Source organism: Herpetosiphon llansteffanensis (assembly GCF_003205875.1).
GTDB classification, from domain to species: domain Bacteria; phylum Chloroflexota; class Chloroflexia; order Chloroflexales; family Herpetosiphonaceae; genus Herpetosiphon; species Herpetosiphon llansteffanensis.
In genome coordinates this window covers 48,968-75,499 of record NZ_PUBZ01000082.1, presented here as the reverse complement: position 1 = coordinate 75,499, position 26,532 = coordinate 48,968, and the positions used below count along the sequence as shown (strand labels likewise).

Below are 26,532 nucleotides of genomic sequence, written 5' to 3'. Positions count from 1 at the left end.
AATGCATGGCTGCGCTACACTGCCTGTTGCTTAAAAGTGATCGAACGTTGCGGTTTGAATAAATTAGAGCGTCAACGATCGGCAAGTTTTTTGTGCTTGCACGATGGTTCGCCTTGGATTGATGCTAATGAAATTGCGTTTTAGCTTTGCGCTGCTCCTGTGTTTTAGTTTGGTTGGCTGTAGTGTTGAGGGTGGTGCGCCTGTTGGACAGCCAACGGTGCAGGTTCAAACTCCGCTGCCAACAACCAATCCCGCCACAAGCAATCTATGGACATTGGGTCTGACTGAAGAACCAGTCGATCTGTATCCGTATAGTTATGCCTTTCGGGGCGCTGCACCCTTGATTGAATTGCTCTACCCAGCTCCGTTGACGGTGGTGAACGAAGCCTATACCACAACTGGGGTCTTGGAGCGCGTGCCATCGTTTGAAAATGGCGATGTGCAATATATTACAACCACGGTTAATCTTGATTCGAATGGCGTGATTACCACGACCCAAACTGAAACCATTACCAGCGTGCGCCAGTTGACCGTGACCTATCGCTGGAATAAAAATCTGCAATGGGATGATGGCCAGCCATTAACCGCTGCTGATTCGGTATTTGCCTATAATTTGCTGCGTGGTAGCGCCTCGACCGCGCAATTGGCTACCCAAAGCGACCTAACCGCCGATTATGTGGCGCTTGATCAATATACGACCCGCGCGTATTTGCCACCAGAACGCGATGATCCCAATTATTTGATTACGGTTTGGACTCCGTTGCCAGCTCATCTTTTTGAAGGCGAGCCAAGCGCCAAACAAGTGAGCGATCGCCTAGGCCAATCGCCAGTTGGCTATGGCCCGTATAAACTTAAAGCATGGACTGCTGGCACGCAATTGGAGTTTGTGCGTCGTGAAGGCCAAGCTGAACAATTGCCAAGCACGATTGTTGCGCGCTTATACCCCGATATTGCCATGATGCGCGATGATGTGCTGAGTGGGCGGGTTGACGTGGCTTGGACTGAAGGCTCGTTGGAGCAATTAGCGCCTGAGCTTAAAACCGACGTGCAATCCAAAACTTTGCAACTCTTGCAAGCACCCAACCCAATTTGGGAACATATTGATATGAACTTGGCGGTTGTGGCGTTGCAAGATATTCGTATGCGCCAAGCGATTGCCCATGGTTTCAACCGCGAGGCAATTAGCACAACCTTGTATGGCTCGCCCAATGCTGTGTTGCATAGCTGGTTGGCTGCCGAATCGTGGGCCTTTGATCCCACCACTGCTGTCAGCTATACCTTTGATCCCGATTACTCGCGCGAATTGCTTGATCAGATGAATTATCTTGATACGAATAGCGATGGTCTGCGCGAACGCCCTGATGGCTCGCCATTCCAATTAACCTTGACGACTTCGGCTCAAACCCCAATTCGCCAACGCCTGAGCGAGCAATTTGTCAGCGATATGCGAGCGATTGGGATTGATATTAAAATTGAGGCCTTGTCAACGACCGACCTCTATAGCCAGCAAGGGCCATTGTTTGGTCGGCGTTTTGAGCTAGCCCTGTTTGGCTGGCTGCGCAGCGTCGATCCTGATGGCGCGGTGCTGTGGAGTTGTGCTGCAATTCCCAACCAAATCAATGGCTACTCCGGCGATAACTTTACTGGTTGGTGTATGGATACTGCTGATAAAGCAATTCGCACCGCCACCAGTTCGCTTGATCCCGCAGTGCGCAAAGCAGCCTATAGCCAACAGCAGGAAATTTTTACCCGCGAGTTGCCGGTTTTGCCCGTGATTACGCGCCAAACTACGGTGCTGCTTGCGCCTGCTATTCGTGGTGTTCGGCCCCAGCCATTAGCACCAATTACCTGGAACTTGAGTGCTTGGCAACGCTAACGGCGTGGATTATGCTTAATCAATCGAACTGAACAAATGACAACCAACATGGATTAAGCTAAATCTATGCGCTTATTAATTGGCATTGTGCTGTTGAACCTAGTGTGGTGTAGCTACCGCCCCCAAGAACGCCAAATTCTCTGGGGGTGGTTTTTGCGTATTTGGCCGCGTTTACGGCCAATTTTGGGCTGGTTGTTTATTTTCATTGGCATTTTGGGTGTCATTTTGCCAATTTTGCAAGGGCTGATTTTCTTGGTGCTTGGCTCGGCGCTGATTGGCCCACGCCATCGGCTGATTCGGCTGACGCGTGTACTGTATAAACGTTTTTTACGTTGGCTGGCAACGCGGCGCAATCGAGTAATTGCTTGGATCGGCCAATTTGGCATTCGTTCGTTGCGTACCCTCAATCAGCAAATTCAGCGTTTGAAGGATTACCGCGCGCGCTATTATCGCAAGCATCGATTAATTCGCTTGGCGATTGTGCCACCAGCAGCGGTTATTAGCGAGCTTAATCACTATCGACTGCGCTATGATCCAAGTTATCGGCATGGCTTGCCGCCGCATATTGTGTTGGTGCCAAGTAGCCTGCCGCTTGATCGTGATCAATTTGAAGCGCAGATCGTGACAGCCCTGCAACAGTATCCCGCGTTTGCATTGACGCTTGATCAGGTGCAAATTGCCCCAATTCAGCATCGTTTGGTGGTTACGCCCAGCCAAGGCCAGGCAGCGCTTGAACAACTCCAAGCCATGTTGCCGACAACTCGGCCAATCGAACGGCGGCCATGGCCAGCGCTGACGCTTGGCAAATTGTTGCAATATAGTAGTTTGGCAAGTGCGCAAGCGTGGGTGGCCGAGACGTGGCAACCTCAAACGTGGCAGGTAACCGAGGTTGTGTTGTTTGAAGAACGTTTTGGTCATATGTGGCACGAAGTGCGGCGTTTTCGCCTAGCCCAAGCCACCATGAAGCAGACGGAGTATGTTAAGATAGATGATATTAATGATTCTCGCTAAAGCAATGCTGCTTACACTCACTGCCGAGGAGTTTTACGATGATTGAAACCACAATGGCAACCGCTCAGCGCCAATTTGATATTGCCGCTGAATTGCTGGACTTGGAACCGGAAGTTCGGGATTTGTTGCGCGCGCCCCGGCGTGAGTTGATCGTGCATTTTCCGGTCAAGTTGGATAACGGTCGGGTGCGCAATTTAACTGGTTATCGTGTGCACCACAATATTACGCGTGGCCCAACCCTTGGTGGCTTGCGCTTGCAATCGGCAGCGACGCTCGAAGAAATGCAAGCCCTCGCCATGTGGATGACCTGGAGTTGTGCGATTGTGCAAATTCCCTATGGCGGAGCCAAAGGGGCAATTGTTTGTGACCATCGCGAGCTAAGCAGCGGCGAATTAGAGCGGATTATTCGGCGCTATGTGACCGAAATTACCCCCTTGATCGGCGCTGAACGCGATGTGATGATGCCTGATCTCAATACCAACGAGCAAACCATGGCCTGGGTGATGGATACCTATTCAATGCATCATGGCTATACCATGCCCTCGGTAGCAACGGGCAAGCCGGTTCAAGTTGGCGGCTCGCAGGGCCATGGCCAAGGAACCGCCCGTGGTTTGTGCTATACCGTGCGCCAAGCAGCCAGCAAAATTGGCCTCGATTTGGCGGGAGCGCGGGTTGTCATGCAAGGCTCGGGCACGACTGGGCGCTTGGTTTTGCAATTTTTGGCCGAAATGGGCTGCCAGATTATCGCAGCCAGCGACGATATCACCGGCGTGGTTGCCGAAACTGAGGCTGGAATTGATGTAGCTGCTTTGATCGAGCATCGGCGCGCGACCGATGGTGTGGCCAATTTTGCTGGCACAAAGCCAATTAGCCACAGCGAATTGCTCGAATTGCCATGCGATATTTTGGTGTTGGCAGCAGGCCAAAACGATATTAGCGGGGCTAATGCAGGCCGCGTGCAAGCCAAAATCGTGGTCGAGCTGGCCAATGGCCCTATCACGCCAACTGGCGACTCGATTCTGGCCAACAAACATATTATGGTTGTGCCCGATATTTTGGCCAACGCTGGCGGGATTGTCGTCTCCTACTTCGAATGGGTCCAAGGCTTGCAAGAGTTTTTCTGGACTGAGCGCGAAGTGCATGGCGAATTGTCGACAACCATGGAGCGAGCTTTTAACGAGGTCTTTACAGTCGCCCAAGAGCGCTTTGTGCCCTTGCGCACCGCTGCCTACCTGCTCGCCGTTGATCGCGTCGTGCGCGCGATGGCGATGCGCGGGATTTATCCATAGTAGTTGGAGGTTGGGGATTGGTTGTTGGGGATTGGGTATGTTTATCCACGAAGAACACGAAGAGCACAAAGTAAGCTATTGAGTCTACTTTAGCACTTGGAATCATTGCCCGATCCCCAGCCCCCGACCTCCGATCCCTATATCAATGTTCTCTATAATGAGCGATAAGTAATGAATTCATCCTTCATCCCTCATCCCTCATCCTTACAACGATGCCATTAGCAAGCCACCACCCATATACCTTGCAATTGCCCGAATTTGCTGGCCCCTTGGATTTATTGTTGCGCTTGATTGAGCGCGAAGAATTGGCGATCACGGCGATTTCGTTGGCCACAGTTGCCGACCAATATTTGGCTCATGTGCGGGCGATGACCGACCCCGACCCGCTGACGGTAGCCGATTTTTTGGCCTTGGCAGCCCAATTATTGTTGATTAAATCGCGGGCTTTGTTGCCACGGCGAGAGCCGCCGCCAGCACCACCAGAGGAAGATGTGGCCGAACAATTGGCCCAACGTTTGCGCGAATATCAACAATTTAAACAAGCAGCAACCAAATTGCGCGAGTGGGAAAGCGCTGGCTTGCGAGTCTGGGAACGGGTGACACTACCGCCGCAACCAGATTTACCAGCCCCCCAACTGGCAGCGCATACATTGGGCGCTTTGGTCAATGCCTTATCGCGGCGTTTAAGCTTGATCGAGCGCGAAACGCCACCGATTCCAATTCCCAAGGCCAAAGTTATTACGATTGCCGAAATGACCGAATTGATTAGCGAACGTTTGCAACGTCAACGCTATGTGGCGTTTGATGATTTGCTGAGCCTTGCCACGACCCGCAGCGAAGTGATTGTTGCTTTATGGACTGTGTTGGAGCTTGCCAAACGCGAAATTATTGATGTTGAACAAGACGAGCTTTTCGATTTGATTAATCTCTCACGCGGTGCACGCTTCGGCGAACGGCTGACCGAAAGTATGAAAGAGGAAGGATGAGGGATGAAGTCAGAAGGCAAAAGTCAGAACATAGAGCAAAGAGCATAGAACATAGAAAAGGATGCAGGATGAGGGATGAAGGCAAAAATCAGAACAAAGAGCATAGAGCATAATCCTAAGCATCTGTGCCAATCTGTGGCCAAAATAACCCTAATTCGTGCAATTCGTGGAATTCGTGGCTAAAATGCTCTTCGTGTCCTTCGCGGTTTCATCTTTAACGCAGCGGCGCAGAGCAACCGCCAATAAAGCTTCTATCTGGCGGATTCTCCATGCCGCAGGCCAGATCAGACCACGCCCATAAAAATGGCTAGCGTTGCACATTCCGGTTGGTCGCTATCGCGGGCAATTGGAATGTGCAGGAATGGCCCGCGATTCAGCGCCAACGGAGCAGGGAAGACAAAATCAATACAGCTATTCCGCAATCCATCCGACCCAAACCAGCGATGTGGTGTTTCGTCTCGCGTATGCCAGGCATACCACTGCCCGGTTGTTAATGTTATGAACCATTACATCTCTGTTCTTTGCTCTTTGTTCTATGTTCTACCTTCTGCATTCCTATGTTAAACTAGCCGCATCGTATGCTCAACCAGAATAACAACGCCGTTGTTGTGCCAAACTGAGGAAACAATGACACAGAATGAAGCAATTGTGGTGCTTGATTATGGCTCACAATATAGTCAGTTGATTGTGCGGCGGGTTCGTGAGGCGGGCGTTTATAGCGAATTAGTGCGCTTCGATGCAGATGAGGCGACGATTGCCGCACTCCAGCCCAAGGGCGTGATTCTTTCGGGCGGGCCGAATAGCGTTTATGCTGAAGGCGCGCCGCAACTGCCAGATTGGGTTTTGGCCAGCAATTTGCCAGTTTTGGGCATTTGCTATGGGTTGCAGTTGCAAGCGCATCATTTGGGCGGCAAAGTTGCGCCATCCAACGACCGCGAATTTGGCCATGCCGTGATTACGATTACTGCTGAATCGCCGCTTTTGGCCGATATTCCCAGCGAACATTCGGTCTGGATGAGCCACGGCGATCGCTTGGAAACCCTGCCTGCTGGCTGGCATCCGATTGCGGTTAGCCCCAATTCGCCCTACGCAGCTGCTGCCGATGAAGCGCGGCGCTGGTATGGGCTGCAATTTCACCCCGAAGTCGTGCATTCGCCGTATGGCAAGCAAGTGCTGCACAATTTTATCTACCGCATTTGCGAATGTGCTGGTAGCTGGCAACCAAGCCAATTTATCCAAGAAGCAGTCGAGCGCATTCAGCAGCAAGCGCCAAGTGGCCAAGTGATTTGTGCGCTCAGCGGTGGAGTTGATTCGGCAGTTGCGGCCTTGTTGGCGCATCAAGCCATCGGCGAACGCTTGACCTGTATTTTTGTTGATAACGGCTTGTTGCGCCGTGGCGAGGCCGAACAAGTTTCGCGCACCTTCCGCGATCACTTCCAAATTGAGTTGATCACGGTTGATGCTGCCGACGAATTTTTGGCTGCGCTGGCTGGCGTGACCGACCCAGAGCAAAAGCGCAAAATCATCGGCGAGAAGTTTATTCGGATTTTCGAGCGCGAAGCCCGCAACCTCGACGATGCAGCCTACTTGGTACAAGGCACGCTCTATCCCGACGTGATCGAATCGACAGCGCCAGATCGCAACGTGGCGGTTAAAATCAAAACCCATCATAATGTTGGCGGCTTGCCCGCTGATATGAAATTGAAGGTGATCGAGCCGTTGCGCATGTTGTTCAAGGATGAAGTGCGAGCAGCAGGCTTGGCGTTGGGCTTGCCCGAAGATTGGGTTTGGCGGCATCCCTTCCCTGGCCCTGGTTTGGCCGTGCGTTTGCTGGGCGCAATTAGCTTCGAGCGCTTGGAAACCTTGCGCCATGCAGATGCGATTTTCCTCGAAGAATTGCGAGCAGCTGGCTTGTATCGCGCCACCCAACAAGCTTTTGCGGTGTTGTTGCCAGTCCAGAGCGTTGGCGTGATGGGTGATTATCGCACCTATGCAGATACAATTGCGATTCGCGCGGTCAGCACCGAGGACTTTATGACCGCCGATTGGGCACGCTTGCCCTACGAACTGTTAGCAAAAGTCTCCAGCAGGATCGTTAACGAAGTCAATGGGGTCAATCGGGTGGTCTATGATATTTCCTCAAAACCACCAGCCACCATCGAATGGGAATAACCTTCTGACCGAATCAAACCCATTCTAGCAGGAGCATAGACCACCAAACCATGGTGGTCTATGTTGCCAAATGAGCACTATGAGCGACTTGCATCAATTAGTTTTGTTGACCAAATTGGCAGCTCCGCACACCCCAAGTACGCTGGTTGAGCGCCAGCATGTGCTTGAGCGCATAGCTGTGCGCGGGCGAGTAACCCTAATTACCGCGAGCGCTGGCAGCGGCAAAACCACCTTGCTGAGTGCGCTGGCCGCTGAGCATCAGCGCGTTGCATGGCTCACCCTAGATAGTAACGACAATGATGCAATTCGCTTTGCACGCTATCTGATTGCCGCCCTGCAAACGCTTGAACCAGCCTTAGGCCGCAATGCCTTGGCGTTGTTGAACGGCTTGCAGCAACCAGCAATCGAAGCAGTGTTAACCTTGTTGATCAATGAAATTAGCGTGGCTCAGCTCGCGCCAATCGTGCTGGTGCTCGATGATTATCATTGGATCGATACGCCAGTTGTGCATACTGCGCTGGCTTGGTTCGTCGATCAACTCCCAGCCCAATTGCACCTGATTATCGCCAGCCGCAGCGTGCCGCCCTTGCCTTTGGGGCGTTGGCGTGGGCGCGGTTACCTCAGCGAAATCGATGCTAGCGTGCTGCGATTTAATGCTGCTGAAACAAGCCAATTGTTGCGCCAAACCCTCAGCGATTTACCCGATCAAGCAACGATCGATTGGCTGACCGAGCGCACCGAAGGCTGGGTTGCTGGGCTACAATTGGCAGCGCTTTCGGCCAAAGATCGCACCAATGTGCAACAATTATTAAGTGGGTTTAGCGGCAGCCATCGCTATATTTTCGATTACTTGGCCGAAGAAGTGCTTGATCGGCTTGACCCAGCCACGGTTGAATTTCTGCTTGCAACCAGCGTAGCTGAACGCTTGACCGGAGCCTTATGCGACCATCTCTTGGATTGGCAGCCAGGCACAGGCGCGCAAATGCTAGTGCAATTGGAGGCGGCGCAACTCTTTTTGGTCGCGCTCGATGATGAACGGCGCTGGTATCGCTATCATCATTTATTTGCCGAATTTTTGCGTTTTCGGCTCCAGCAGCTCGATCCGCAAGCCCCAACCGAGTATTTGCAACGCGCCAGTGCTTGGCATGCAGCCAACAACGATTTGAACACGGCAATTAACTACAGTCTTGCAGCCAACGATCATCAACAAGCTACCAATTTGATTGCCCAATTTGGCCGCGATGCCTTGATGCGTGGCGAAGCCTTGAGTGTGCGCAATTGGTTGGCGCGTTTGCCAGCCAGCCAACTCAGCCAATCAAGCCATTTGGCCTTAATTGCTGCTTGGTCGCAATTGCTGACCGTCGATATTTTGGGCATCGAAGAACATCTTAACCAAGCCAGTGCCCAACTTACCGCCTTACCAGAAGCCGAACAAGCCCGCGCCAAAGCCGAAATTGCCACCATCGAGGCGGTCTTGTTGCGCTTTGGCGATAATATTGAGCATTCGATGCGCCATTCGCAGGCAGCGCTTGAACTCGTCGAACACGACGATTTGGTGTTGCGCGGAATTTTGCTCGGCAACTTAACCGTTTCGGCGCGCTTAACTGGCAATTTAACTATTGCTGTGGCGGCGGCCAGCGATGCAGTGACGATCAATCAACGCAGCGGCAACACCTTTGCCATGCTCTTGGCAATTGCCGATCTCGGCCAAATTCAAGCCCAACAAGGCGATTTGCGCAAGGCAGCAGCAACCTATCGCCGTGGCATCGAGCTAGCCAGCGAGCGTGGTTGGCATCAAGTGCCAGCCTTGGGCTTAATTCACGTTGGCTTGGGCGAAGTTTGTTACGAATGGAACCAGCTTGAGCAAGCCCAAACCCACGCCGAGCAGGCGATTGCAATCGCTCAAATTAATGGCTATTTGGATATTGCCACCGATGGCTATCGTTTGCGCGCGCGGGTTGAGCATGCCAATAACGAGCGGCGCAATAGCCAAGCCTCAATCGAGCAAGCACTGCATTTTGCCCAACGCAATAATGTTGGGCGCTTTGTCAACGAAGTGCAAGCCACCCAAGCTCGTATGGCCTTGATTCTCGGCGATCTTGCTACGGTGCGGCGTTGGGCGCAAAGTGTGCAGCAAACAGTTTGGCAGTGGCAGCAGGTCGGCGCGGCCAACACCTATGCTCGCTGGCTGATTGCCAATAACGAGCCAGCCCAAGCAATTCAACTGGTACAACCATTGCTGCAACAAACGATCAAATATGGCGGCAATCGGTTGGAATGGCTGCTGAGCTTGGCCTTGGCTTATACCGCCCAAAATAATCCCAAGCCAGCCCAAACCCAACTCGAACAAGCGTTGGCAATCAGCGAGCATGAAGGCGCGTTGCGCGGCTTTCTTGATGCAGGCCCAGTGCTGGCCCAATTGCTGCGCGAAGGCACGAGCTATGCCGCCCAACGAGCAGCGATTGTAGCCGCAATGCTGCAACAAAGCAGCACTGCCAGCGCCGCCCAAAGCCTCAACGAGCCGCTGAGCGAACGCGAAATCGAAGTGCTGAAATTATTGGCATTGGGCCATAGCAACGCCGAAATTGCTGAACGTTTAATCATTGCGATTGGTACAGTTAAACGCCATGTCAATAATTTGCTTGGCAAGTTGAATGCCCGCAGCCGCACCGAAGCAGTGGCAATTGCCCGCGACGAAGGCTTATTGCATTAACCAACCAAAATAATCAGTGAAGGGAGCTAGCGATGGGGCATCGAACCAATTTAATTATCGTGACCGAAACCGGCTATGAACTCTACTACGATCATTGGATTGCGAATACTTTGCCGTTTCAGGTTTTTTGGGGGCCTGAGCATGCGCTCAAACTCATTCGCATGCAAGCTCAACGCCAGCCAGATCAATGGACAGATCCCTATATCATTGAGTCTGGAATCTTAATCGATCCCTTTAAACAGATCGTGCTGCTCTTTGGTTGCGAGAATGAGCCACTCGATCTTAGCAAGCAAGCTATTTTGGTTGAGTGTATGGGTTACCGCTGGCCTAGCTGGAAAATTCAATGGGCCTATCGCAAAATGTATGATTTTGCGCTCTATCTTGGCATATTCGATGATTTTTGCCAAAGCTTTCCGCTAACGAATGAACGAACTGAGCGTATGTATCAAGTAGAAACACCTCAATTTCAGGTGCTTACTGCTGATGCTAAGGTGTGGACCTTGCTCAGTATCCGGTTTAATGATGACCAAGTGTATTTCTTTCCTTTACAAGAAGATATATTTAATTTGCTCTATGCACCGCTGCAAGCTTTTGATGGTTTACAGCAGCATTTAATCTATCAAACATTTGATTTAAGTTTGATGCATAAAGAGTTAGTTGATTGTTTGCATCTTGATCTGCAACAGCAGGTTGTCTATGTCTGGAGTGCTGAGATTAACGCAAACATGCAATTGTTGCCGCATCCTTGGACTGGCTGGCGCTTGCATCACTATGGCTATGATTTTAGCCAATATCAGCAAATCGTCGGTCAGCACGTAACCTTACCAATTGTGGATTATGCAGCTGCATGGGAAACAATTAAAACTAAATTACTCGATGCTCATCAAAATCAAGCATTTAATTTTTTCACTGAAATTATTGCCCAAAGCGAAGCCCAATCAATTCAAATCTACCCTGATACACTAAAACACCACGAATATCATTTGCCCTTGGAGCAGCGCGAGGCATTATTGGCGGCGACAGAGGCGACGTTTCGCCAAGCACATGGTCTATAATACCAAGGTGATTCAGCGGAGGGCACGGCTATGCGCGCGGCGGTATTAACTGGCTTTTTGGGAACAGGCAAAACAACCTTGCTATTAGCGGTCGCCAATGCCTTGGCTGATCGTGGCGAGTATGTGGCGATTATCGAAAACGAGCGTGGTAGCGTTGGCATCGATGGCCGCTATCTGCAATCGCAGGGCATGACGGTGCGCGAATTGCGGGCTGGCTGCGTTTGTTGCGATTTGGCCTTGCCCTTGCAAATTACGGTGCAGCGTTTGAGCGAACATTATGAGCCAGATTGGCTGCTGCTTGAAGCCAGCGGTATTGCCAAGCCTGAATTGCTCAAAGCCAGCTTGCAACACCCAATGATCAGCCAGATCAATTGGCGTTTTATTGCTTTGGTCGATCCGGTGCGCTTTGGCAAAATGTGGCACGATAGCTATGGCTTAGGCGATTTGTTGCGCGGCCAAATTAATATCGCCGATGTGATTGTGTTGCCCAAAAGCGATTTAGTAGAGCCAAGTGTGCTGGAGCATGTCGCCGCCGAGATTCGTAGTTTGCGCCCAGATGTGCCAGTGATTCCGTTTACTGCCGATGATCCAGCAGCTACCACCTTGATGCTACGGGCATTTAGTGAGCCATTGCGCTAAAGGAGCAACTGCATGCTAGAAATTGGCGCAGCAACGCTTGTCGAACAACTCGAACTTTCAGCAACCAACCAGCTGCAAGCGCTTTTTGAAGCAGCCTTGCAAGCAGCCGACGAGTGCATTTGCACCGCCGCGCCAGAGTGGCTTGGCCATTGTAAATTAATGATGGATACAGGCGATCAGGTGTGTTATGTTTCGCGCACCGAGGCCAATGGCCATAATTCGTGGCGCAATGCACCGAAGCCATTGGTTGCTGCAACCAAGGCCGAAATTACAATCTACATTGCAGTCTATGGAATTGATGATCGCCATGCGCAACTTGCAGCTCAGGCAGCCCAAACCATGCTCAAGCAATTAATGTGATTCGCGGCTGACGTAGCGTTTTTCATATTCTTGGGTTGTGCAGAGGCTATGCAAATCGGGGTTACGATCGAGCCATATAAAGCCATCAAGATGATCCATTTCGTGCTGGATGATGCGCGAGAGACTGCCAGTTGCTTCGATGCGTTGCTCCTCGCCAGCCAAGGTATAAGCGACAACGGTTACGCCCAGCGGGCGTTGCACCAGCCCCCAAATGCCAGAAAAACTAAAACACGATTCATAGCGCTCATCTTCCTCGCGGCTCCAGCGCTCGAAACGTGGGTTAACCAAGACCAAATTCGCTTCGGGAGTATCGATCAATATTAGGCGTTTGAGCACGCCAATTTGCGGGGCGGCAATGCCTCGGCCATAGCCAATGCGTTGGCGCATATCGGCCAACGTATCGCGCATATCATTCAAAATCCGCGCCACTTCAGGGCTGGTTGGGTCTGCAAATGGGGTTGCTGGCTGGCGTAACAATGGGTTTCCAAGCTCGATCAGTGGTACAACCCCCATAGCAGGCTCCTTGCTGGTTTAGAATAGCTTGAAACGGCTAAATGCCCAACCTTGAAACAGAAAGATGGCCCCAACAATCGCAAAGATGGTGGGATACGCGATTTTAACAATATCGAGCAGCATCACAATGCCCGCCCAAACTAAAAACGCTGCCCCAATGCCAAGGCTCATCTGACTAAATAATTTGCGCAGGTCGGCTACCCGACCAGAACGATTGGCGAAAAACGTGGTTGCTGCGGCCATCCAAATGATGCCGCAGCACATAATGACTGCTGGAAGTGAGAGAATCAGTGGTCGCATTATTTCAGTTTATCCAATATAGCTTTCAATTCTGATTGATCATTATACGATACCGAATCGATTCCATCTTCAAGCACTTTGCGCGCCTCTTCAATATTGCCTTTGCCTTGGTAACAATAGGCTTTGCCGATATAGGCGTTTTTGAGCGAGGAATCATATTCAAGCGCCGTACTGTATTGGTCAATTGCCGCATCGTACTCTTTTCTAGAGTACAAGACATTGGCTTTGCCGAGGTAGGCGGTCGCAAAATCGGGCTTGAGGTCAATTGTTTGCTCGTAGAGCTTCAACGCCTCATCGTAATAGCGCGTTTCATAGTAGGTATCAGCAAGGCCAGCAATCGCATTTGGGTAATCGGGATCACGCTCTAAGGCCTTTTTGAAGGTTGCAATCGCTTTATCGGTATCTTTGGTGTCGTAGAGATAGACATAGCCCAAATCGACATAGACCGAAAGCCACGATGGCGCGCCTGCCAAAGCAGCCTCATAATCGCGAATCGCAGCTGCATAATCGCTCTGCGGATCGCTCGAATTGTTGCGGCCAAGCCACCAGTTGGTTAGCGCGCGGCCATTTAAGGCATTGGCATCTTTGGGGTTGCGTTCAAGTGCCTGATCGAAAAATTGCTGGGCTTCTTCATATTTACGTTCGTAAATTTGCGTCCAGCCCTTGCCCGCAAAGGCCAAACCATAATTGGGATCGAGCGCTAAGGCATCGTCAAATGATTGATAGGCTTTAGCAAAACGCTGCTCAGCGGTTTCCGATTCACCTAAGTAGAGCGCAACCCGCCCTTGTTCAGCATAAAAATAGCCAATATTATTGCGCAGCAATGGCAATTGCTCTTGCAAACCAATCGCCCGATTGAAATTATCAATGCCATCGACGACATATTCTTTGCCAGCTCCCGCGTCGCGGCTGGTTTCGTCTTGATAGAGAACCCATTGCACATAGCCTTTGGCGCTATAGGCCATGGCTTGTTCAAAGCGCGAACGATTGGCCGCCAACTCAATCGACTTATCTGCATCGGCCAACGCTTGCTTGAGCAAATCGCTATCGCCTAGCTCGTTGCCAACATCAGAGCGAGCAGTAGCCCGCGCTATATAGGCCAAGGGATTATTGCCATCCAAACGTACTGCTTCTTCGGCCTCGGCCAAGGCATCGTTATGTTGACGATTATCTGAGTGTACTTGGCTTAACCAAGCATGGCCACTGGCTTGATCGGCATCAAGCGCGATTGCTTTGCGAATTGCCTCGTTGGCATCGGGCGTTTGGCCACGCATCAGGTAGGCAATCGCCAGTTTTTCGTGGGCATCGAAACTCTCATCATCGGCAGCAGTTGCTTCTTTGTAGAGATTAATCGCCTCGATCAAGCCGCCACGCCGTTCAAATGCTGCATCGCCTTGAGCAATAATATCTTCAGCATCGCTGCTATTGGCCAAAATAATCCCAACGACTGCCGCAATCAGCAGCAGAACCCCTACGCCAATCCAGATCGTCAATTTTTGTTTATTGCGCTGGGCCGAAGCGGTTGCTGGTGGCGTGTATGCGGCAGGACTTGGTTGGCTAATTGGCTGCTGATGATAGTGCACGGTTTGGCCAGTTACCGGCATAATCGCTGGCTTCGTCGCTTGGGTATTGGCCGCAATATAGCCATCATACGGCGATTGATTGTGCATTGGCACGTGTTGATTGCTTGGATTGCTTGGATAACTAGGCCGAATCTGCTGATTACTCAATGGCGTTGGCTGATACGGTGGCACAGCCGCCTGTTGATTACTCATCGGAGTTGCTGGGTAACTTGGCGTTGGCGCATAATTTGGTTGTTGGTTTGGCACAAAGGCTGGCGTTGCAGGAATGTTTGGCTGCGCCCCATTATTGGCTTGACGCAAGGCTTCAAAGAAATCAGCAGCGGTTGCATAACGCGCCTCGGGCGTGCGCGCCAAGGCTTTCATCAACACATCTTCAACCGCCGAACGCATCGTTGGCAGCAAATCGCTTGGTGCTCGCGGCGCACGAATGACCCGCGCCAACAGCACTGCTTGGGGATTATTGGCCACAAATGGCATTTGCTTGGTCAGCATTTCGTAGGCCATAATTGCCAACGAATACAAATCGCTCGCCGCGCCCACCGCCAAGCCTTGGGCCTGCTCCGGCGACATATATTCAGGCGTGCCCATTACCGTACCAATTTGGGTTAGCCCTGAGTCGCTGCTACCGCCACGCGCCAAGCCAAAGTCGGTCAAATAAACCCAACCTTCTGGCGTGAGCATCACATTCGAGGGCTTGATGTCACGGTGAATGACACCCTTCTTATGAGCATAATCGAGTGCCTTGCCAATTGGCTCAAGCAACTCCAACACGCGATTGACCGACATTGGGGCTTCTTGCTCAATATTTTCCTTGAGCGTATTGCCCTCAATGTATTTCATCACGATATAGTAAAAGCCTTCAGCTTGGCCAATTTCGTAGATTGGCACAATATGGGTATGTTCAAGCCCAGCAGCTGCCCGAGCTTCTTGCTGAAAGCGTGCAATATAACTTTGGTCAAACGTCATCTCTGGGGGCAACAATTTGAGCGCCACCGTACGATTGAGGTTTTCTTGGTAGGCACGATAGACCATCGCCATCCCACCCTGACCAAGTTTATCAACAATTTTGAAATGATTGAGCATGCGCCCAATCAACTGGGGATCTTGCATATAAAAAGACCTCACAATAATTCATTGTGTCGGCTCAGTCTAGACGATCTCAGGGCTTTTGTGAATAGTTGCAGGGCTGCGCAAGCTGAGATTCTGCTGAGAGTATGTTGGCGCTTCTACGTACTTGGCCGTAGTGGTGTTACAAGCGCTGCAATTAAAGGGTGATTGCTAGCACAATCTCTGCCAGCGTTCGCTTATTTGTGCCAACGCAGCGTGAGCAAGCGTGGAGGAAGATTAAGATCATCGTTATGCCAATGTTCGTGCAATTGGCTCAGCTGCAAGCCAGCCTTGGCCGCCGCCAGCAAAAAATCGCTGATATGATGGGTAAAAGCAGGAACTTGAATCACGCCTGTTTGGCCTTGGAAACGAGCCTGCGAGCCTTGATACTGGCGAAATGGGTGTAATTCAGAAACCAATAATTGCCCATGAGCGGCCATAGCTTGGCTGGCTTGGGCAAAAAAATGATCGAGATCAGCCAGATGCTCAAGCACCAGGTTCGTCACCACCAAATCGAAATGACCGCTGGCAACTGGCCATGCTTGGGTTAAATCGGCCTGCTGAAATTGCACATGGCTTGCATTGATTTTGCTGCGTGCTTGCTCAAGCATGCCTGCTGAGAAATCGAGCGCCACCACTTCAGCGCCAAGTGTGCTAAAAAACTGCGTATTTTTGCCCGTGCCACAGCCCAACTCCAGAATTGCTCGATAGTTTTGGCCCTGCAACAGCTCGCGCATCAATTGTTGATCAAGGTCGCGGGTACGATTATGGTCAGTATCATAGCTTGTGGCCCATTGATTGTAGGCATGTTGAATTGACATTGGCTTACTCCTATACACTATCAAGCCTTGAGCATAGCCAACAGTCGCCAATTCAACATCGGCCATTTGATGCAATTTAACGCCCAATCGCAGACCAAAGCGGCCTGCGATTGAAAACCCGAATTGATTACGATTTAGACGAAGGCGGCCACACCAGTAATTTCGCGGCCAACGACGAGCGTATTGATTTCGTTGCTGCCCTCGTAGGTGTACACCGCTTCCATATCGGCAAAATGGCGCGCAATATGGTTTTCGAGCAGCAGGCCGTTGCCGCCAAAGATTTCGCGGCCCAGCGCCACAATTTGGCGGGCTTTGGCCGAATTATTCATCTTGGCCAGCGACGATTGACCATCGGTCATCAAGCCTTGGTCGCGCAGCACGCTCAAGCGCCAAGTGGTTAATTCCATGGCCACGACTTCAGCCAACATCTTGACCAATTTTTCTTGGATTAATTGATAGCCAGCGATTGGCTTACCAAATTGTTTGCGTTCTTGGCTATAGCGCAAGGCCATTTCGTAGGCAGCTTGGGCATGGCCAACGCCTTCCCATGCAACACCAAAGCGGGTGTTGGCCAGCACAACGGCGGTATCTTTGAAGGAGCGAGCTTTTTCAAGCCGATTGCTAGCAGGAATTCGGCAATTGTCGAGTTTGATTTCTGCATTCCACAGCGCGCGCTTGGCAATTTTGCCGTGCATCACGGTTGCTTCAAAGCCAGGTGTATCTTTTTCGACCAAGAAGCCGCTGACTTGGTTGGTTGCTTCATCGCGGGCCCAAACAATAATCACATCTGCAAACGAGGCATTGCCAATCCAGCGTTTTTGGCCGTTGAGCACATAGTGGTCGCCTTCAAGCCGCGCCGTGGTTTGGATATGCGAAGCATCTGAGCCGTTATCTGGCTCGGTGAGGGCGAATGCGCCAATTTTCTCCATTGAGGCCAATTTGGGCAACCAATATTCTTTTTGGGCTTCCGAGCCACAATAGTAGATGCTCGACATTGCCAAGCCACTGGTTACGCCAAAAAAGGTACAGACTGAGCCATCGACCTTAGCCATTTCGGCAGCAACCAAGCCGGTTGCCACGCTCGATAAACCGGGGCAGCCATAGCCCTGAATCGTGCCGCCACACACCTTGAGTTCAGCCAACTTGGGAATCAATTCGAACGGAAATTCGCCCTTCTCCCAATATTCGTTGATGATTGGCTTAACTTCACGCTGCATAAAGCTGCGCACCCGATCACGGACTTCGCGCTCTTCAGGCGTTAACAGCAAATCAAATTGGTAGAAGTCCAAGGCGGGATCGTTGGTATGCTCTTGCATCGTCATTGATGGATCTCCTTCTATGATTTTGCGTCGGATCGAGGATGACGCACTGCGTTATTACTATACCACAGTTTTTAAAAGGATGAAGGATGAAGGATGAGGGATGAAGGGGAAAATCAAAAGTCAGAAGGCAAAAGTCAAAAAGCAGTTTTAACCACGAAAGGCACGAAGAGCACGAAGAAATGAGGCTATAGGCTATAGGCGTTTGGCTATGGGAACGATAATCAAAAAAATCTGTGAAATCTGTGGCCAAAATAACGCTAATTCGTGGAATTCGTGCAATTCGTGGCTAAAATCTCAACCTTCGTGCCCTTCGTGCTCTTCGCGGATCAACTATTGGCCCAAATCGCGCAGGCGTTCCTCTGCTTGCAAGCGCCGACAGTTACTCAAATTTATGCATACTTGTAGCCCATTCTTGATGTATTTTTAACGCATTCCTTGAGATACGAATACGATTCTTAATAGGGTCAATAACTCGAAATTGATGGATTTGGTTATACTCAGATTTATACAGTTCGATAGCAATATGGACTTTTAAACTTTTATAATCGATATAAATATATCCTTGATCAAAAAGATTATGTATATCTGTTCTTAACAATAAACCATTTGATAAGATATTAGTATGAGATCCTTTATAAGGTAAAATATGTGCAGCCTCAAGAATAGGCAAAAATTCACATTCCGTAATAACACATTTGCCATCAAATATTTCTATTAACTTCTTTCTAAATTCAGGCTGTCCTTGTCTAATAGTTATATTTCTGCTAGCCTTCTTGCGTAGATCGATTTGATAATTTTGTAGTATGAAATCGTCTTCATTTTTTAGTTGCATTTCCTCAATAGGAGATAAATTCAGGTTATCATCTTTATTTTCATATAAACTATAATTTTCATCAATAAAATAAAACAGATTACTTTGTTTATTAAAATCTGATAATTTACTCTGAAACAGTAGAAATAGCGATCCATAAGATAAAGGATGATATCTCTTTGAAACCTTTAATATCCAACCATCATTATTATTTATTGACATATATTTCTTATAATATTCAATAAATCCTTGCTGAAGTAGTTTTTGAATACTTGGTAAAATATATTTATGAAAGACAACTTTTGCCGTACTAATATCAACCTTAAGTGCAGATCTAATCATTAGGATAAGAAAGTCATAATTTACTACATTTTCATAGTGTATATCTCGGTATAATGACTGTCTAATTTCTTGGTCTTTTATTACCATAATAAAAACCTTACTAATAAGATTTTAATACTCTATTCTTGAATAATCTGTGGAATCTGTGGCTAAAAATCTAAACTTCGCGCTCTTCGCGTCCTTCGCGGTTTCAAAACTAGCCCCTGACCACTGACCCCTCTGCCCTTTACAGATCAACTATTGACCCAAATCGCGCAGGCGTTCCTCTGCTTGCAAGCGCCAGCGATCATCAGGGCTGGCTTGTTGGCTAATCAGCTTATAGGCCTCGCGCGCCAAATCAAGCTGGTTGGATTCTTCGGCGGTCAAGCCTTGATAATAGCGAGCTTCGTGGAAATTGCCATTAACCGCTAATGCCCGCTCAAAGGCCTTAATCGCATCGGTGGTGCGATTTTGAGCACGATAGGTTCGGCCAAGCCAATACAAGGCCATTGGATCAGTTTGATTACGCCGCACCGATTGATCAAGCGCCTCTTCTGCTGCTTGCAAGTTGTTTTGGCTTAGATAAAGCTTGCCTTGCAAATAGAGCGCTTCGCTATTTTGGGTATCGATTTGCGCCGCCCGCCCATAATCGCTAATTGCTGCGGCAAGTTGATTTTGGCGCTCGTTGAGCTTCCCGCGCTCAAACAAGGCGCGACCATCGTTGGGCCGATAGCTCAAGGCTCGATCAAGCAAGCGCCGCGCTTCGGCATCATATTCGGCAGCTTGGGCTGGATCATAGGCATAATTATTAATTGCCATATTGCTATAGGCTCGCCCAGCCCCAAACAATGCCTCAACATTATTCTGGTCGGTTGCCAGCACAAGATTAAATTCATCAAGCGCCCGCTCGTAGAAGCCTTGCTCAATCAAAGCTTGGCCTAGCCAAAAATGGGCATTCGTGCTATTTGGCTCACGGGCGAGCGCTTGGTTGTAGTAGCCAATCGCACCTTGCCACTCACCGCGATCGGCAGCAGTGCGGCCTAAGCCAATATAGGCAGGAATAATCGTCGAATCGTTATCCAAAATTTCGTTATAGGCACTAATTGCTTCATCGAAGCGCCGTTCGCGGCGAAAACTCTCGGCAATGCCAAGTTGGGCCTCGATATACACCCCGTCTGCATCGCGGGCAATCGCCGCCCGTTCTTGCTCGCGAGCAGCCTCAAAGCGGCCTTGCTCAAGGTAGGCTTGGGCCAAATAATGGCGCGATTCAGGCACATTCGGGTTTAAGCGCACCGATTGCTCCAAGGCATCGGCGGCCTCGCTATAACGCCCAATCTCCAAAAATTCGCGGCCCATATCTTCGAAGTTGCGTGGATCTTCGCCGCCAGCATCAATCGCCCGCTGATAGGCAGCAACCGCATTATCTGGCTGATCGAGGTAACGGGCATAGAGCTGACCCAAGGCCAAATGTGCTTCCACATAGCCTGTATTGATTTCGGTTGCAACCTGATAGGCTTTTTCTGCACCAGCGTAATCGCCACGATTTTGACGCAAACGCCCAATTTCATAGGCAGCACTGGCATTGCTGGCATCAACATTCAACGCCCGCAAGTAAATATCTTCGGCAGCTTGATCTTGGCCAGCTTGGGCGTAGACCTTGCCTAATTCGACCAAGGCCGTGCTGTTATTGGCATTGGCCAAGGGCAATAAGGTAACTTCGGCCTCCGCCAAGGCCCCAAGCTCGCGTTGGGTTGTGCCAAGCGTAATTCGCGCCCCAAGATTATCAGGGCGATTGGCCACAATCCATTGCAGATAGGGCAAGGCTGCGGCCCACTGTTTATCGCGCGTTTCTAAGCGCGCAGCCAAAATGTAGCCTGGCGTGAAGTTTGGCGCGGCTGCCAAGGTTTTTTGCAAATAATCGCGTACCGCCTGATTACGCTCAGGGCTTGGGCCTTCTGTATTGAAGCGAGTAATTGCCAAGCCATACCAACCCTCAGGCCGATTGGCGTTCAAGGTCGTGGCTTGGGTGTAATAATCCATGGCAGTTTTTGGCTCGCCCAAAATCCGATGTACCCGCCCTGCTTGAATCAAAATTGCATAATTCTGGTCTTGCGTTTTGGCCAGCGGATCAATCACTGCTTGGGCAAGCTCAAGTGGTGGATCATCGCCAAACATGCCATCCCACATGCCGCGCAAGCGGCCTTTTGGCTCAACCGAAGCCGAAATTCCTTCCTCGGTCATGGCTACTGCCTGCCAATAGCGCACTTGGTTGAGCAATTCAAAGGCTTGGCGCGAATGAGCTTCGTGCACCCGCCCTGATTCAGGCAAACCCGCAGCATCATCGCGGGCAGCAATTTGGCGTTGTTGGGTCGAAATCGTTTCAAGCGTAATAACCGCAGCATCGAGCCGTTGGCGCACAATCGTCAAGGTTTCGCGCGCTAAGGGCGGCACAATCTCCAATTCCCACAAGGGCTGATCGCCATTGTTGACCAATTGGGCCATCTGAACGCGCGCGGTCATCAATTGCACCAATGGATCGTCGCTGGCATAGCCATTGAGGTTATTGATGGTTTCGATCGCCTCGGCCAGTTGATTGGCTTGCAATTGAGCCTCAACCAAAGCCAATTTATTACTAATGCCATTGGGATTAAGTTTGACTGCCAAGGCTAATTCGCCTACTGCCACTGCTGGATCAACGCCGCGCAAGGCCAAAATACCGCGATTCAGATGCAGCGCGGTTAGGTCGCTATTGGTGCCTTTCATCCGATCTTGGGCATTATTGAAGGCTTGCGTGGCCTCGGAAAAACGGCCTTGCTCAAGCAGCGTAACCCCAAGATTATTCCAGTATTCTGCTTTATCGGCAGTTTCCAAGGCGCGGCGAAAATCGCCCTCGGCGAGGCTCCATTGCTCTTGCAAGGCGGCAATTGAGCCACGAATACCCAAGAGCAAATCAGGACGCAGCGGCCCATCGACGGCATAGCGATCGAGCAAACTGTTAATCGCTTGCACCGTTTGATCGTAATCACCAACTTGATAGAGATCGAGCACAACCAAAATTTCGCCAAGCAATGCTTGGGCATTAAACGGCTGATCAGCCAAGTTATAGACGAGCGGCAAAATCAAGCGTTCGCGCAGGCCCAAGGCGCGATCGTGTGGCAAGGGTTGGCGCGGAGTCCAGAGCAATTGCGGCTCAATGCTGGCACTATTGGCATCGCCACCAGCCACAATCGACCCCCAAATCACCACATCATATTGTGGGCGATCGGGCAAACTCCAAGCACTTTGGGCATCGGCAATTGGCGTTTTGAGCACAGCAAATTGCAAATTGGCTGAACGAGTTTGCCACGCTTGGGCCATCGTGGTTGCAGCTGCAAAGCCTTCTTGAGCGGGCTGACCAGCATTATTGGTAAATGGCGAGAGAATCACCCGCGCCCGACTACTTTCAACTGGCTTACTACCAAAAAAGCCCAACAAATTCAAGCTGCCGAAAAAAGCAACCAAGATAATCAGGAAAAAAATAACAACGCCCATGCGACCACGAGATTGGACTTCATCGCGAACACGCACCGCCCATGAGCGTTGGGTTCGCAAATCGCGGGCGCGCAACGTTGGAGCCATAGCACCACTAGGCCGCGGCGTTTGGCGGCGTTGGCGAATTGCAATCAAGCGTTGCATATGGCCAGTTCGATAGAGGTTATAGGCAAAAAGCCCGCATAACAAAATAACAAAAATCCATCCGATCATCGAGCCTCCAGCCGCACCAAGTGCAAAGCCAACGAAAGATACTCGTGAATAGGAATGGTCGGCTTCAAATTGGTTTGAATTTGAAGCTGGGCAAAGCGTTGCTCTTCATGTGATTGATCAATTTTCAGGCTAATTTGCGGCAAGCCTTGCCAATGTTTGGGAACTTTCGGCAAGCGATCACGATAGCCAAGCACCAACGCATCAGGCATAAGCTCGCTTTCGGCGGTAACCACAAATAACGATTGCTGCTGCAGCAAATCGCTGAGAATAGCAACCAAGCTGGCATCTTGGGTAAGCAAGCCAATTGTTGGGCCACGTTTGCGCCGATCTTGCTCGATGCTCTGCGCGTTCGAGCGCCGATCAACCACATACACGCTGCCGGTTTGTTGTTTGGCGACCCGTTTCATTTCGGCAGCAATTCGGCTGAGATCGTGGTAACTTTGTTGCATATCGCCACGATGCAAAACCACTCCAACCGAAAGGGTTTGAATTGGCACAGGTTTATTGCTGTTACTTGGGTCGTACAACGTCAGAATCCGTTGATCAAAACGCCGAATCACATCTTCGCACAAGGCATTAACCTGCTCTGCAAGGGTAATAATTGCAAAATCATCGCCACCAATATGGCCAATAAACAAGCCTTCGTCGTTGTGTTCGGCCTTGATTTCGCTCAAAATAGCGGCCAAAAGCTTAATCACCAAATCGCCACGGGCAAAGCCATAGCTATCGTTATAGGCCTTGAAATTATCCAAATCGAGGTATAACAGGGCAAAGGCTTGGGCTTGGCGCAAGCGATGATTTACTTCTTCTTCGATTAAAATATTGCCTGGCAAGCCGGTCAGTGGATTGAGCACTGGCCGCCGCGTAGCGCGCAGCAATTGGGCACGCACCCGCGCCAGCAATTCGGGCATTTGAAATGGCTTGACGATATAATCATCAGCGCCCAATTCAAAACCCGTCACCACATCCTCAATTGCCGTGCGCGCAGTTAACACAATAATTGGAATATGCGCCAGCCGCGTATCGTTACGCAATTGGCGAATCGCCTCGTAACCATCGATCCGTGGCATCAAAATATCAACGATCATCAAATCGGGAATATGCAGTTGGGCCTTGGCTAACAGGTCGCTACCATCGTTGGCCAGAGTAACCTCATAGCCATGCTCAACTAAAATAAGTTCGAGCAATTGGCTTAGCGCTTCATTATCGTCAGCAACGAGAATACGTTCAGGCATACTGTTCCCAAGGCAGCACCTAGCAAAAATGCTAGGCTCAGATTAACAACTGGGCGTACAAGCTCTCTAGGCTCAGGTCGCGGCGCACGGTATCGGGCGAGGCAACGGTGAGGGCTGCGGCACTGGCTCCCAAGCGCACAGCCTCATCCAAGGGCAATTCGTTCATTAGACCAAACAAGACAGCCGCTGCCAAGGCATCGCCTGCGCCGGTTGCATCGACAAGATCGCGCACCAAGGTCGGAATATGGCCATGACCATCGACAGTCGCATAGACTAAGCCTTCGCGTGCCAACGTGATGATCGCAATTTCCACGCCAAGCCGTACCAACTCTTTGGCCGCAGCGGTCGCCTCTGCTGGCGAGGTTACTGGTAAACCTGTTAATGCCTCGGCTTCACGCTCGTTGGGCGTAATCAGATACATGCCGCGCAAACGATCGCGGTAGCGGCCCGCCAAGCCATAGGCCACTGGCTCGAAGCAGACCGGAATATCTTCCTCAGCACAGATTTGCAAAATCACATCGGCAGTAGCGCGCGACAAGTTGGCATCAATAAACACCGCATCGGCAGAACGCAAAAGCTGAATATTATCCTGAATATATTCTGGCGTGACGGCGCGTGCACAATGGCTATCATCAAGCGCCGTATACAACAAGCCATTACGATCAAGCAGCGCCAAATAGGCTGCCGAATGCTGATCTTCCAAAATCATCATGGCATCGGTATCGACCCCAGCATCTTCCGTTTGCTGAATAATTAAGCGGCCAAATTCATCGTTGCCCACAGCGGCAATCAGCGAGCTATGCGCACCCAAACGGGCGATATTTTCGGCAATATTGCGTGCCACCCCCCCAACACTAATCGTCAAGCGCCCTGGATTTGAAGTTTTTTCAAGCATTGGCTCAAGCATGCGCCCTTTAATATCCAGCCCTGCCCCGCCAATGACTACCACGCGCCAATCTGTATCAAAATGTTCCATGCCAGCCAACTCCCTGTTATAGCATTATTCTTGGTCAATCAGATTGTGTTCGCGGTAGACCTTGCGTTTTTCGTGCTCATCGAGCGCCAAGGTGAGCAAATGTTTCAAATCATCTGGTTTCATTTCTGGGTTATCAGCGATGATTGTATTCATCCAATCTTGCAGCATTTGCAAGCTAGAAGCATTTTCAATTTCGTTGCGTTGGCGTTGAATTTCCAGATCTGTTTCAGCCAATTTCTTGCGTTGATAGGCTTCTGCGTCAGCCATTGCCATGGTGCGCTTAATTTCTTGCTCCGATAGCCGATTGGCAGCTTGAATTTCGAGATCAGCGGTAATGCCCCGATAAAAGGCCTTAATTCGATCAGCATTCAAGATAACTTGGGTAATGCCAATATCAAGCACTTCGATGCCCCATTGCTGCACTTTTTCTTGCAAGCGATTTTTTAATTGGGCAGCAATTTCAGCTCGCCGTGCAGAAATATCAGCAGGTGTAAGCTTGCCATAACTCCGTTTTTCGGGGTTATAAAAGGTGCTATCGTGGATAATTGCCCGTAAATCTTCTTCAACGTCGCGACGTAATTGCGATTGAATCGCTTCGATCCAAAAATCGGCACTCATACGCACTTGCATCACATCGATATTGCGGCGGTCGGCAATTTCTTTAAAAATATGGTCACGGTTGGGATAGTTGTAGGGTAGTTTCAAAAAGCCTTCATAGCGCATTTCCACGGCCATGCTTTCGCCCTCATCGGGAAAGCGCTGAATAATTCGCGATTGCGTATCGACCATAATTTTATCGACTTTATGCAACGACGCAGTATCAACCATATCAACTTCAACATCAGTCTGAATATTGTAGGTTGGCATTACCGCGACCCCAACTTCGAGGGCGGGCACAATTGGCGAATGCAAGCCAGGCGGGCGAATAATATGTTGATGATCCATACGGCGTTGAATCAGCAACACTTCGCCTTCTTCAACATGCTGGCCAATCCGTGCAGTCATGGCCAAAAAGACCATATATACGCCAGCAAGCAGCACCGGAGCACACATCAAGCCCAACAAATTGCCATTCAAAGCTTGTTGGCCAAGCAAAGCGGCACACGAAACTGCCGTAATGCCAGTTAAGGTGCCTAGCATATTCCGCGCCGATTCGCGTTGGGCAATCGAGCCACGACTAAACGCCAAAAAAAGCCCAATTAGGACAATTAGGAGCAGAATTATCCCAACCAGACCTTGATTTGCTTGCGATTGGGCTGGCCCGATATAAATAAATAAACAGCTTACCAGCAGGATAATCACGAGGACAGAGGGCGATAACCGGCTCATCGTTGGCCTCCCATGCAGTTAAGCCGCAAGCCAGCAGCAAGGCTCAAAAAACCATTAACAAGTACTGCGGCCTATTATACACGATGCTTGCAAGCAGACGTTTTTGCGAGGGGTCAGGGGGCAGTAACCGCGAAGAACGCGAAGGCTACGTTGTTGATCCACGAAGGACACGAAGGTTAAGTTTTTTGGCCACAGATTACCAATTGGCTATTGGCTATTGGCTATTGGCTATTGGCTTTAATGCTGTGGGTTCCAAATCAATGTCCGAAAGCCTGTAGCTTATAGCCTTATGTTCTATGCTCTATGCTCTTTGTTCTGATTTTTGATTTCTGAAACGCAGAAGCGCAGAGAAGGTATGGCTATGGGCGA

Annotated in this window: 19 protein-coding genes; 9 read left to right on the top strand and 10 right to left on the bottom strand. The window is 50.2% G+C overall.

Annotated features, from left to right (window positions below):
* The first annotated feature begins 127 nt into the window (after nucleotides 1-127).
* The 9 genes from C5S61_RS08405 (at nucleotide 128) to C5S61_RS08365 (ending at nucleotide 12,101) form a co-directional block, all read left to right on the top strand.
* Nucleotides 128-1,876 (top strand): peptide ABC transporter substrate-binding protein, encoded by a 1,749-nt coding sequence (locus C5S61_RS08405; protein WP_164689290.1) that lies wholly within the window; start codon nucleotides 128-130, stop codon nucleotides 1,874-1,876.
* Between the two features lie 66 nt (nucleotides 1,877-1,942).
* On the top strand, nucleotides 1,943-2,887 hold the full coding sequence (locus C5S61_RS08400; RefSeq protein ID WP_110514622.1) for a 2'-5' RNA ligase family protein: 945 nt from the start codon (nucleotides 1,943-1,945) through the stop codon (nucleotides 2,885-2,887).
* A gap of 38 nt (nucleotides 2,888-2,925) precedes the next feature.
* Nucleotides 2,926-4,176: a Glu/Leu/Phe/Val family dehydrogenase gene (locus C5S61_RS08395; RefSeq protein ID WP_110514621.1), complete on the top strand. Its 1,251-nt coding sequence runs from the start codon at nucleotides 2,926-2,928 to the stop codon at nucleotides 4,174-4,176.
* 212 nt (nucleotides 4,177-4,388) lie between these two features.
* Nucleotides 4,389-5,162: a segregation and condensation protein A gene (locus C5S61_RS08390; protein WP_110514620.1), complete on the top strand. Its 774-nt coding sequence runs from the start codon at nucleotides 4,389-4,391 to the stop codon at nucleotides 5,160-5,162.
* A 627-nt stretch (nucleotides 5,163-5,789) separates the two neighbouring features.
* Entirely contained in the window at nucleotides 5,790-7,334 is a 1,545-nt protein-coding gene (gene guaA / locus C5S61_RS08385) for a glutamine-hydrolyzing GMP synthase (RefSeq protein WP_110514619.1), read from the top strand.
* A gap of 79 nt (nucleotides 7,335-7,413) precedes the next feature.
* Entirely contained in the window at nucleotides 7,414-10,047 is a 2,634-nt protein-coding gene (locus C5S61_RS08380; RefSeq protein WP_164689289.1) for a winged helix-turn-helix domain-containing protein, read from the top strand.
* 32 nt (nucleotides 10,048-10,079) lie between these two features.
* Nucleotides 10,080-11,102: a hypothetical protein gene (locus tag C5S61_RS08375; protein WP_110514617.1), complete on the top strand. Its 1,023-nt coding sequence runs from the start codon at nucleotides 10,080-10,082 to the stop codon at nucleotides 11,100-11,102.
* 30 nt (nucleotides 11,103-11,132) lie between these two features.
* Entirely contained in the window at nucleotides 11,133-11,741 is a 609-nt protein-coding gene (locus tag C5S61_RS08370) for a CobW family GTP-binding protein (protein WP_110514616.1), read from the top strand.
* 12 nt (nucleotides 11,742-11,753) lie between these two features.
* Complete coding sequence (locus tag C5S61_RS08365; RefSeq protein WP_110514615.1) at nucleotides 11,754-12,101, top strand: hypothetical protein; 348 nt, start codon at nucleotides 11,754-11,756, stop codon at nucleotides 12,099-12,101.
* Here the strand turns inward: C5S61_RS08365 and C5S61_RS08360 are convergent.
* The 10 genes from C5S61_RS08360 to C5S61_RS08315 all read right to left on the bottom strand — a co-directional run bounded on the left by C5S61_RS08360 (nucleotide 12,093) and on the right by C5S61_RS08315 (nucleotide 26,163).
* Nucleotides 12,093-12,614, bottom strand: a complete 522-nt coding sequence (locus C5S61_RS08360) for a peptide deformylase (protein ID WP_110514614.1) — start codon at nucleotides 12,612-12,614, stop codon at nucleotides 12,093-12,095. The genes C5S61_RS08365 and C5S61_RS08360 overlap by 9 nt on opposite strands.
* An 18-nt stretch (nucleotides 12,615-12,632) precedes the next feature.
* Nucleotides 12,633-12,914, bottom strand: a complete 282-nt coding sequence (locus tag C5S61_RS08355; RefSeq protein WP_110514613.1) for a hypothetical protein — start codon at nucleotides 12,912-12,914, stop codon at nucleotides 12,633-12,635.
* A complete protein-coding gene (locus C5S61_RS08350; RefSeq protein WP_110514612.1) occupies nucleotides 12,914-15,607 on the bottom strand; it encodes a serine/threonine-protein kinase in 2,694 nt (897 codons plus the stop codon). The genes C5S61_RS08355 and C5S61_RS08350 overlap by 1 nt, the downstream gene beginning before the upstream one ends.
* A 194-nt stretch (nucleotides 15,608-15,801) precedes the next feature.
* Nucleotides 15,802-16,425, bottom strand: a complete 624-nt coding sequence (locus C5S61_RS08345) for a class I SAM-dependent methyltransferase (RefSeq protein ID WP_164689288.1) — start codon at nucleotides 16,423-16,425, stop codon at nucleotides 15,802-15,804.
* A gap of 134 nt (nucleotides 16,426-16,559) precedes the next feature.
* A complete protein-coding gene (locus C5S61_RS08340; RefSeq protein WP_110514610.1) occupies nucleotides 16,560-17,747 on the bottom strand; it encodes an acyl-CoA dehydrogenase family protein in 1,188 nt (395 codons plus the stop codon).
* Between the two features lie 379 nt (nucleotides 17,748-18,126).
* Nucleotides 18,127-18,987, bottom strand: a complete 861-nt coding sequence (locus C5S61_RS08335; protein WP_110514609.1) for an HNH endonuclease — start codon at nucleotides 18,985-18,987, stop codon at nucleotides 18,127-18,129.
* Between the two features lie 150 nt (nucleotides 18,988-19,137).
* Nucleotides 19,138-22,623, bottom strand: coding sequence for a tetratricopeptide repeat protein (locus C5S61_RS08330; protein WP_110514608.1), 3,486 nt, complete (start codon nucleotides 22,621-22,623; stop codon nucleotides 19,138-19,140).
* Nucleotides 22,620-23,858 carry a GGDEF domain-containing response regulator gene (locus C5S61_RS08325; protein WP_110514607.1) on the bottom strand — a complete coding sequence of 413 codons (1,239 nt, stop codon included), beginning with the start codon at nucleotides 23,856-23,858 and terminating at the stop codon, nucleotides 22,620-22,622. The genes C5S61_RS08330 and C5S61_RS08325 overlap by 4 nt, the downstream gene beginning before the upstream one ends.
* Before the next feature lie 37 nt (nucleotides 23,859-23,895).
* Nucleotides 23,896-24,834 carry a carbohydrate kinase family protein gene (locus tag C5S61_RS08320; protein WP_110514606.1) on the bottom strand — a complete coding sequence of 313 codons (939 nt, stop codon included), beginning with the start codon at nucleotides 24,832-24,834 and terminating at the stop codon, nucleotides 23,896-23,898.
* Nucleotides 24,835-24,858: 24 nt separating this feature from the next.
* Nucleotides 24,859-26,163 (bottom strand): SPFH domain-containing protein, encoded by a 1,305-nt coding sequence (locus tag C5S61_RS08315; RefSeq protein WP_110514605.1) that lies wholly within the window; start codon nucleotides 26,161-26,163, stop codon nucleotides 24,859-24,861.
* Between the last annotated feature and the right edge of the window lie 369 nt (nucleotides 26,164-26,532).

Coding starts and splice junctions, on each gene's coding strand:
- C5S61_RS08405 (WP_164689290.1), top strand. CDS start 128: ATGAAATTGCGTTTTAGCTTTGCGCTGCTCCTGTGTTTTAGTTTGGTT.
- C5S61_RS08400 (WP_110514622.1), top strand. CDS start 1,943: ATGCGCTTATTAATTGGCATTGTGCTGTTGAACCTAGTGTGGTGTAGC.
- C5S61_RS08395 (WP_110514621.1), top strand. CDS start 2,926: ATGATTGAAACCACAATGGCAACCGCTCAGCGCCAATTTGATATTGCC.
- C5S61_RS08390 (WP_110514620.1), top strand. CDS start 4,389: ATGCCATTAGCAAGCCACCACCCATATACCTTGCAATTGCCCGAATTT.
- guaA (WP_110514619.1), top strand. CDS start 5,790: ATGACACAGAATGAAGCAATTGTGGTGCTTGATTATGGCTCACAATAT.
- C5S61_RS08380 (WP_164689289.1), top strand. CDS start 7,414: ATGAGCGACTTGCATCAATTAGTTTTGTTGACCAAATTGGCAGCTCCG.
- C5S61_RS08375 (WP_110514617.1), top strand. CDS start 10,080: ATGGGGCATCGAACCAATTTAATTATCGTGACCGAAACCGGCTATGAA.
- C5S61_RS08370 (WP_110514616.1), top strand. CDS start 11,133: ATGCGCGCGGCGGTATTAACTGGCTTTTTGGGAACAGGCAAAACAACC.
- C5S61_RS08365 (WP_110514615.1), top strand. CDS start 11,754: ATGCTAGAAATTGGCGCAGCAACGCTTGTCGAACAACTCGAACTTTCA.
- C5S61_RS08360 (WP_110514614.1), bottom strand. CDS start 12,614: ATGGGGGTTGTACCACTGATCGAGCTTGGAAACCCATTGTTACGCCAG.
- C5S61_RS08355 (WP_110514613.1), bottom strand. CDS start 12,914: ATGCGACCACTGATTCTCTCACTTCCAGCAGTCATTATGTGCTGCGGC.
- C5S61_RS08350 (WP_110514612.1), bottom strand. CDS start 15,607: ATGCAAGATCCCCAGTTGATTGGGCGCATGCTCAATCATTTCAAAATT.
- C5S61_RS08345 (WP_164689288.1), bottom strand. CDS start 16,425: ATGTCAATTCAACATGCCTACAATCAATGGGCCACAAGCTATGATACT.
- C5S61_RS08340 (WP_110514610.1), bottom strand. CDS start 17,747: ATGACGATGCAAGAGCATACCAACGATCCCGCCTTGGACTTCTACCAA.
- C5S61_RS08335 (WP_110514609.1), bottom strand. CDS start 18,987: ATGGTAATAAAAGACCAAGAAATTAGACAGTCATTATACCGAGATATA.
- C5S61_RS08330 (WP_110514608.1), bottom strand. CDS start 22,623: ATGATCGGATGGATTTTTGTTATTTTGTTATGCGGGCTTTTTGCCTAT.
- C5S61_RS08325 (WP_110514607.1), bottom strand. CDS start 23,858: ATGCCTGAACGTATTCTCGTTGCTGACGATAATGAAGCGCTAAGCCAA.
- C5S61_RS08320 (WP_110514606.1), bottom strand. CDS start 24,834: ATGGAACATTTTGATACAGATTGGCGCGTGGTAGTCATTGGCGGGGCA.
- C5S61_RS08315 (WP_110514605.1), bottom strand. CDS start 26,163: ATGAGCCGGTTATCGCCCTCTGTCCTCGTGATTATCCTGCTGGTAAGC.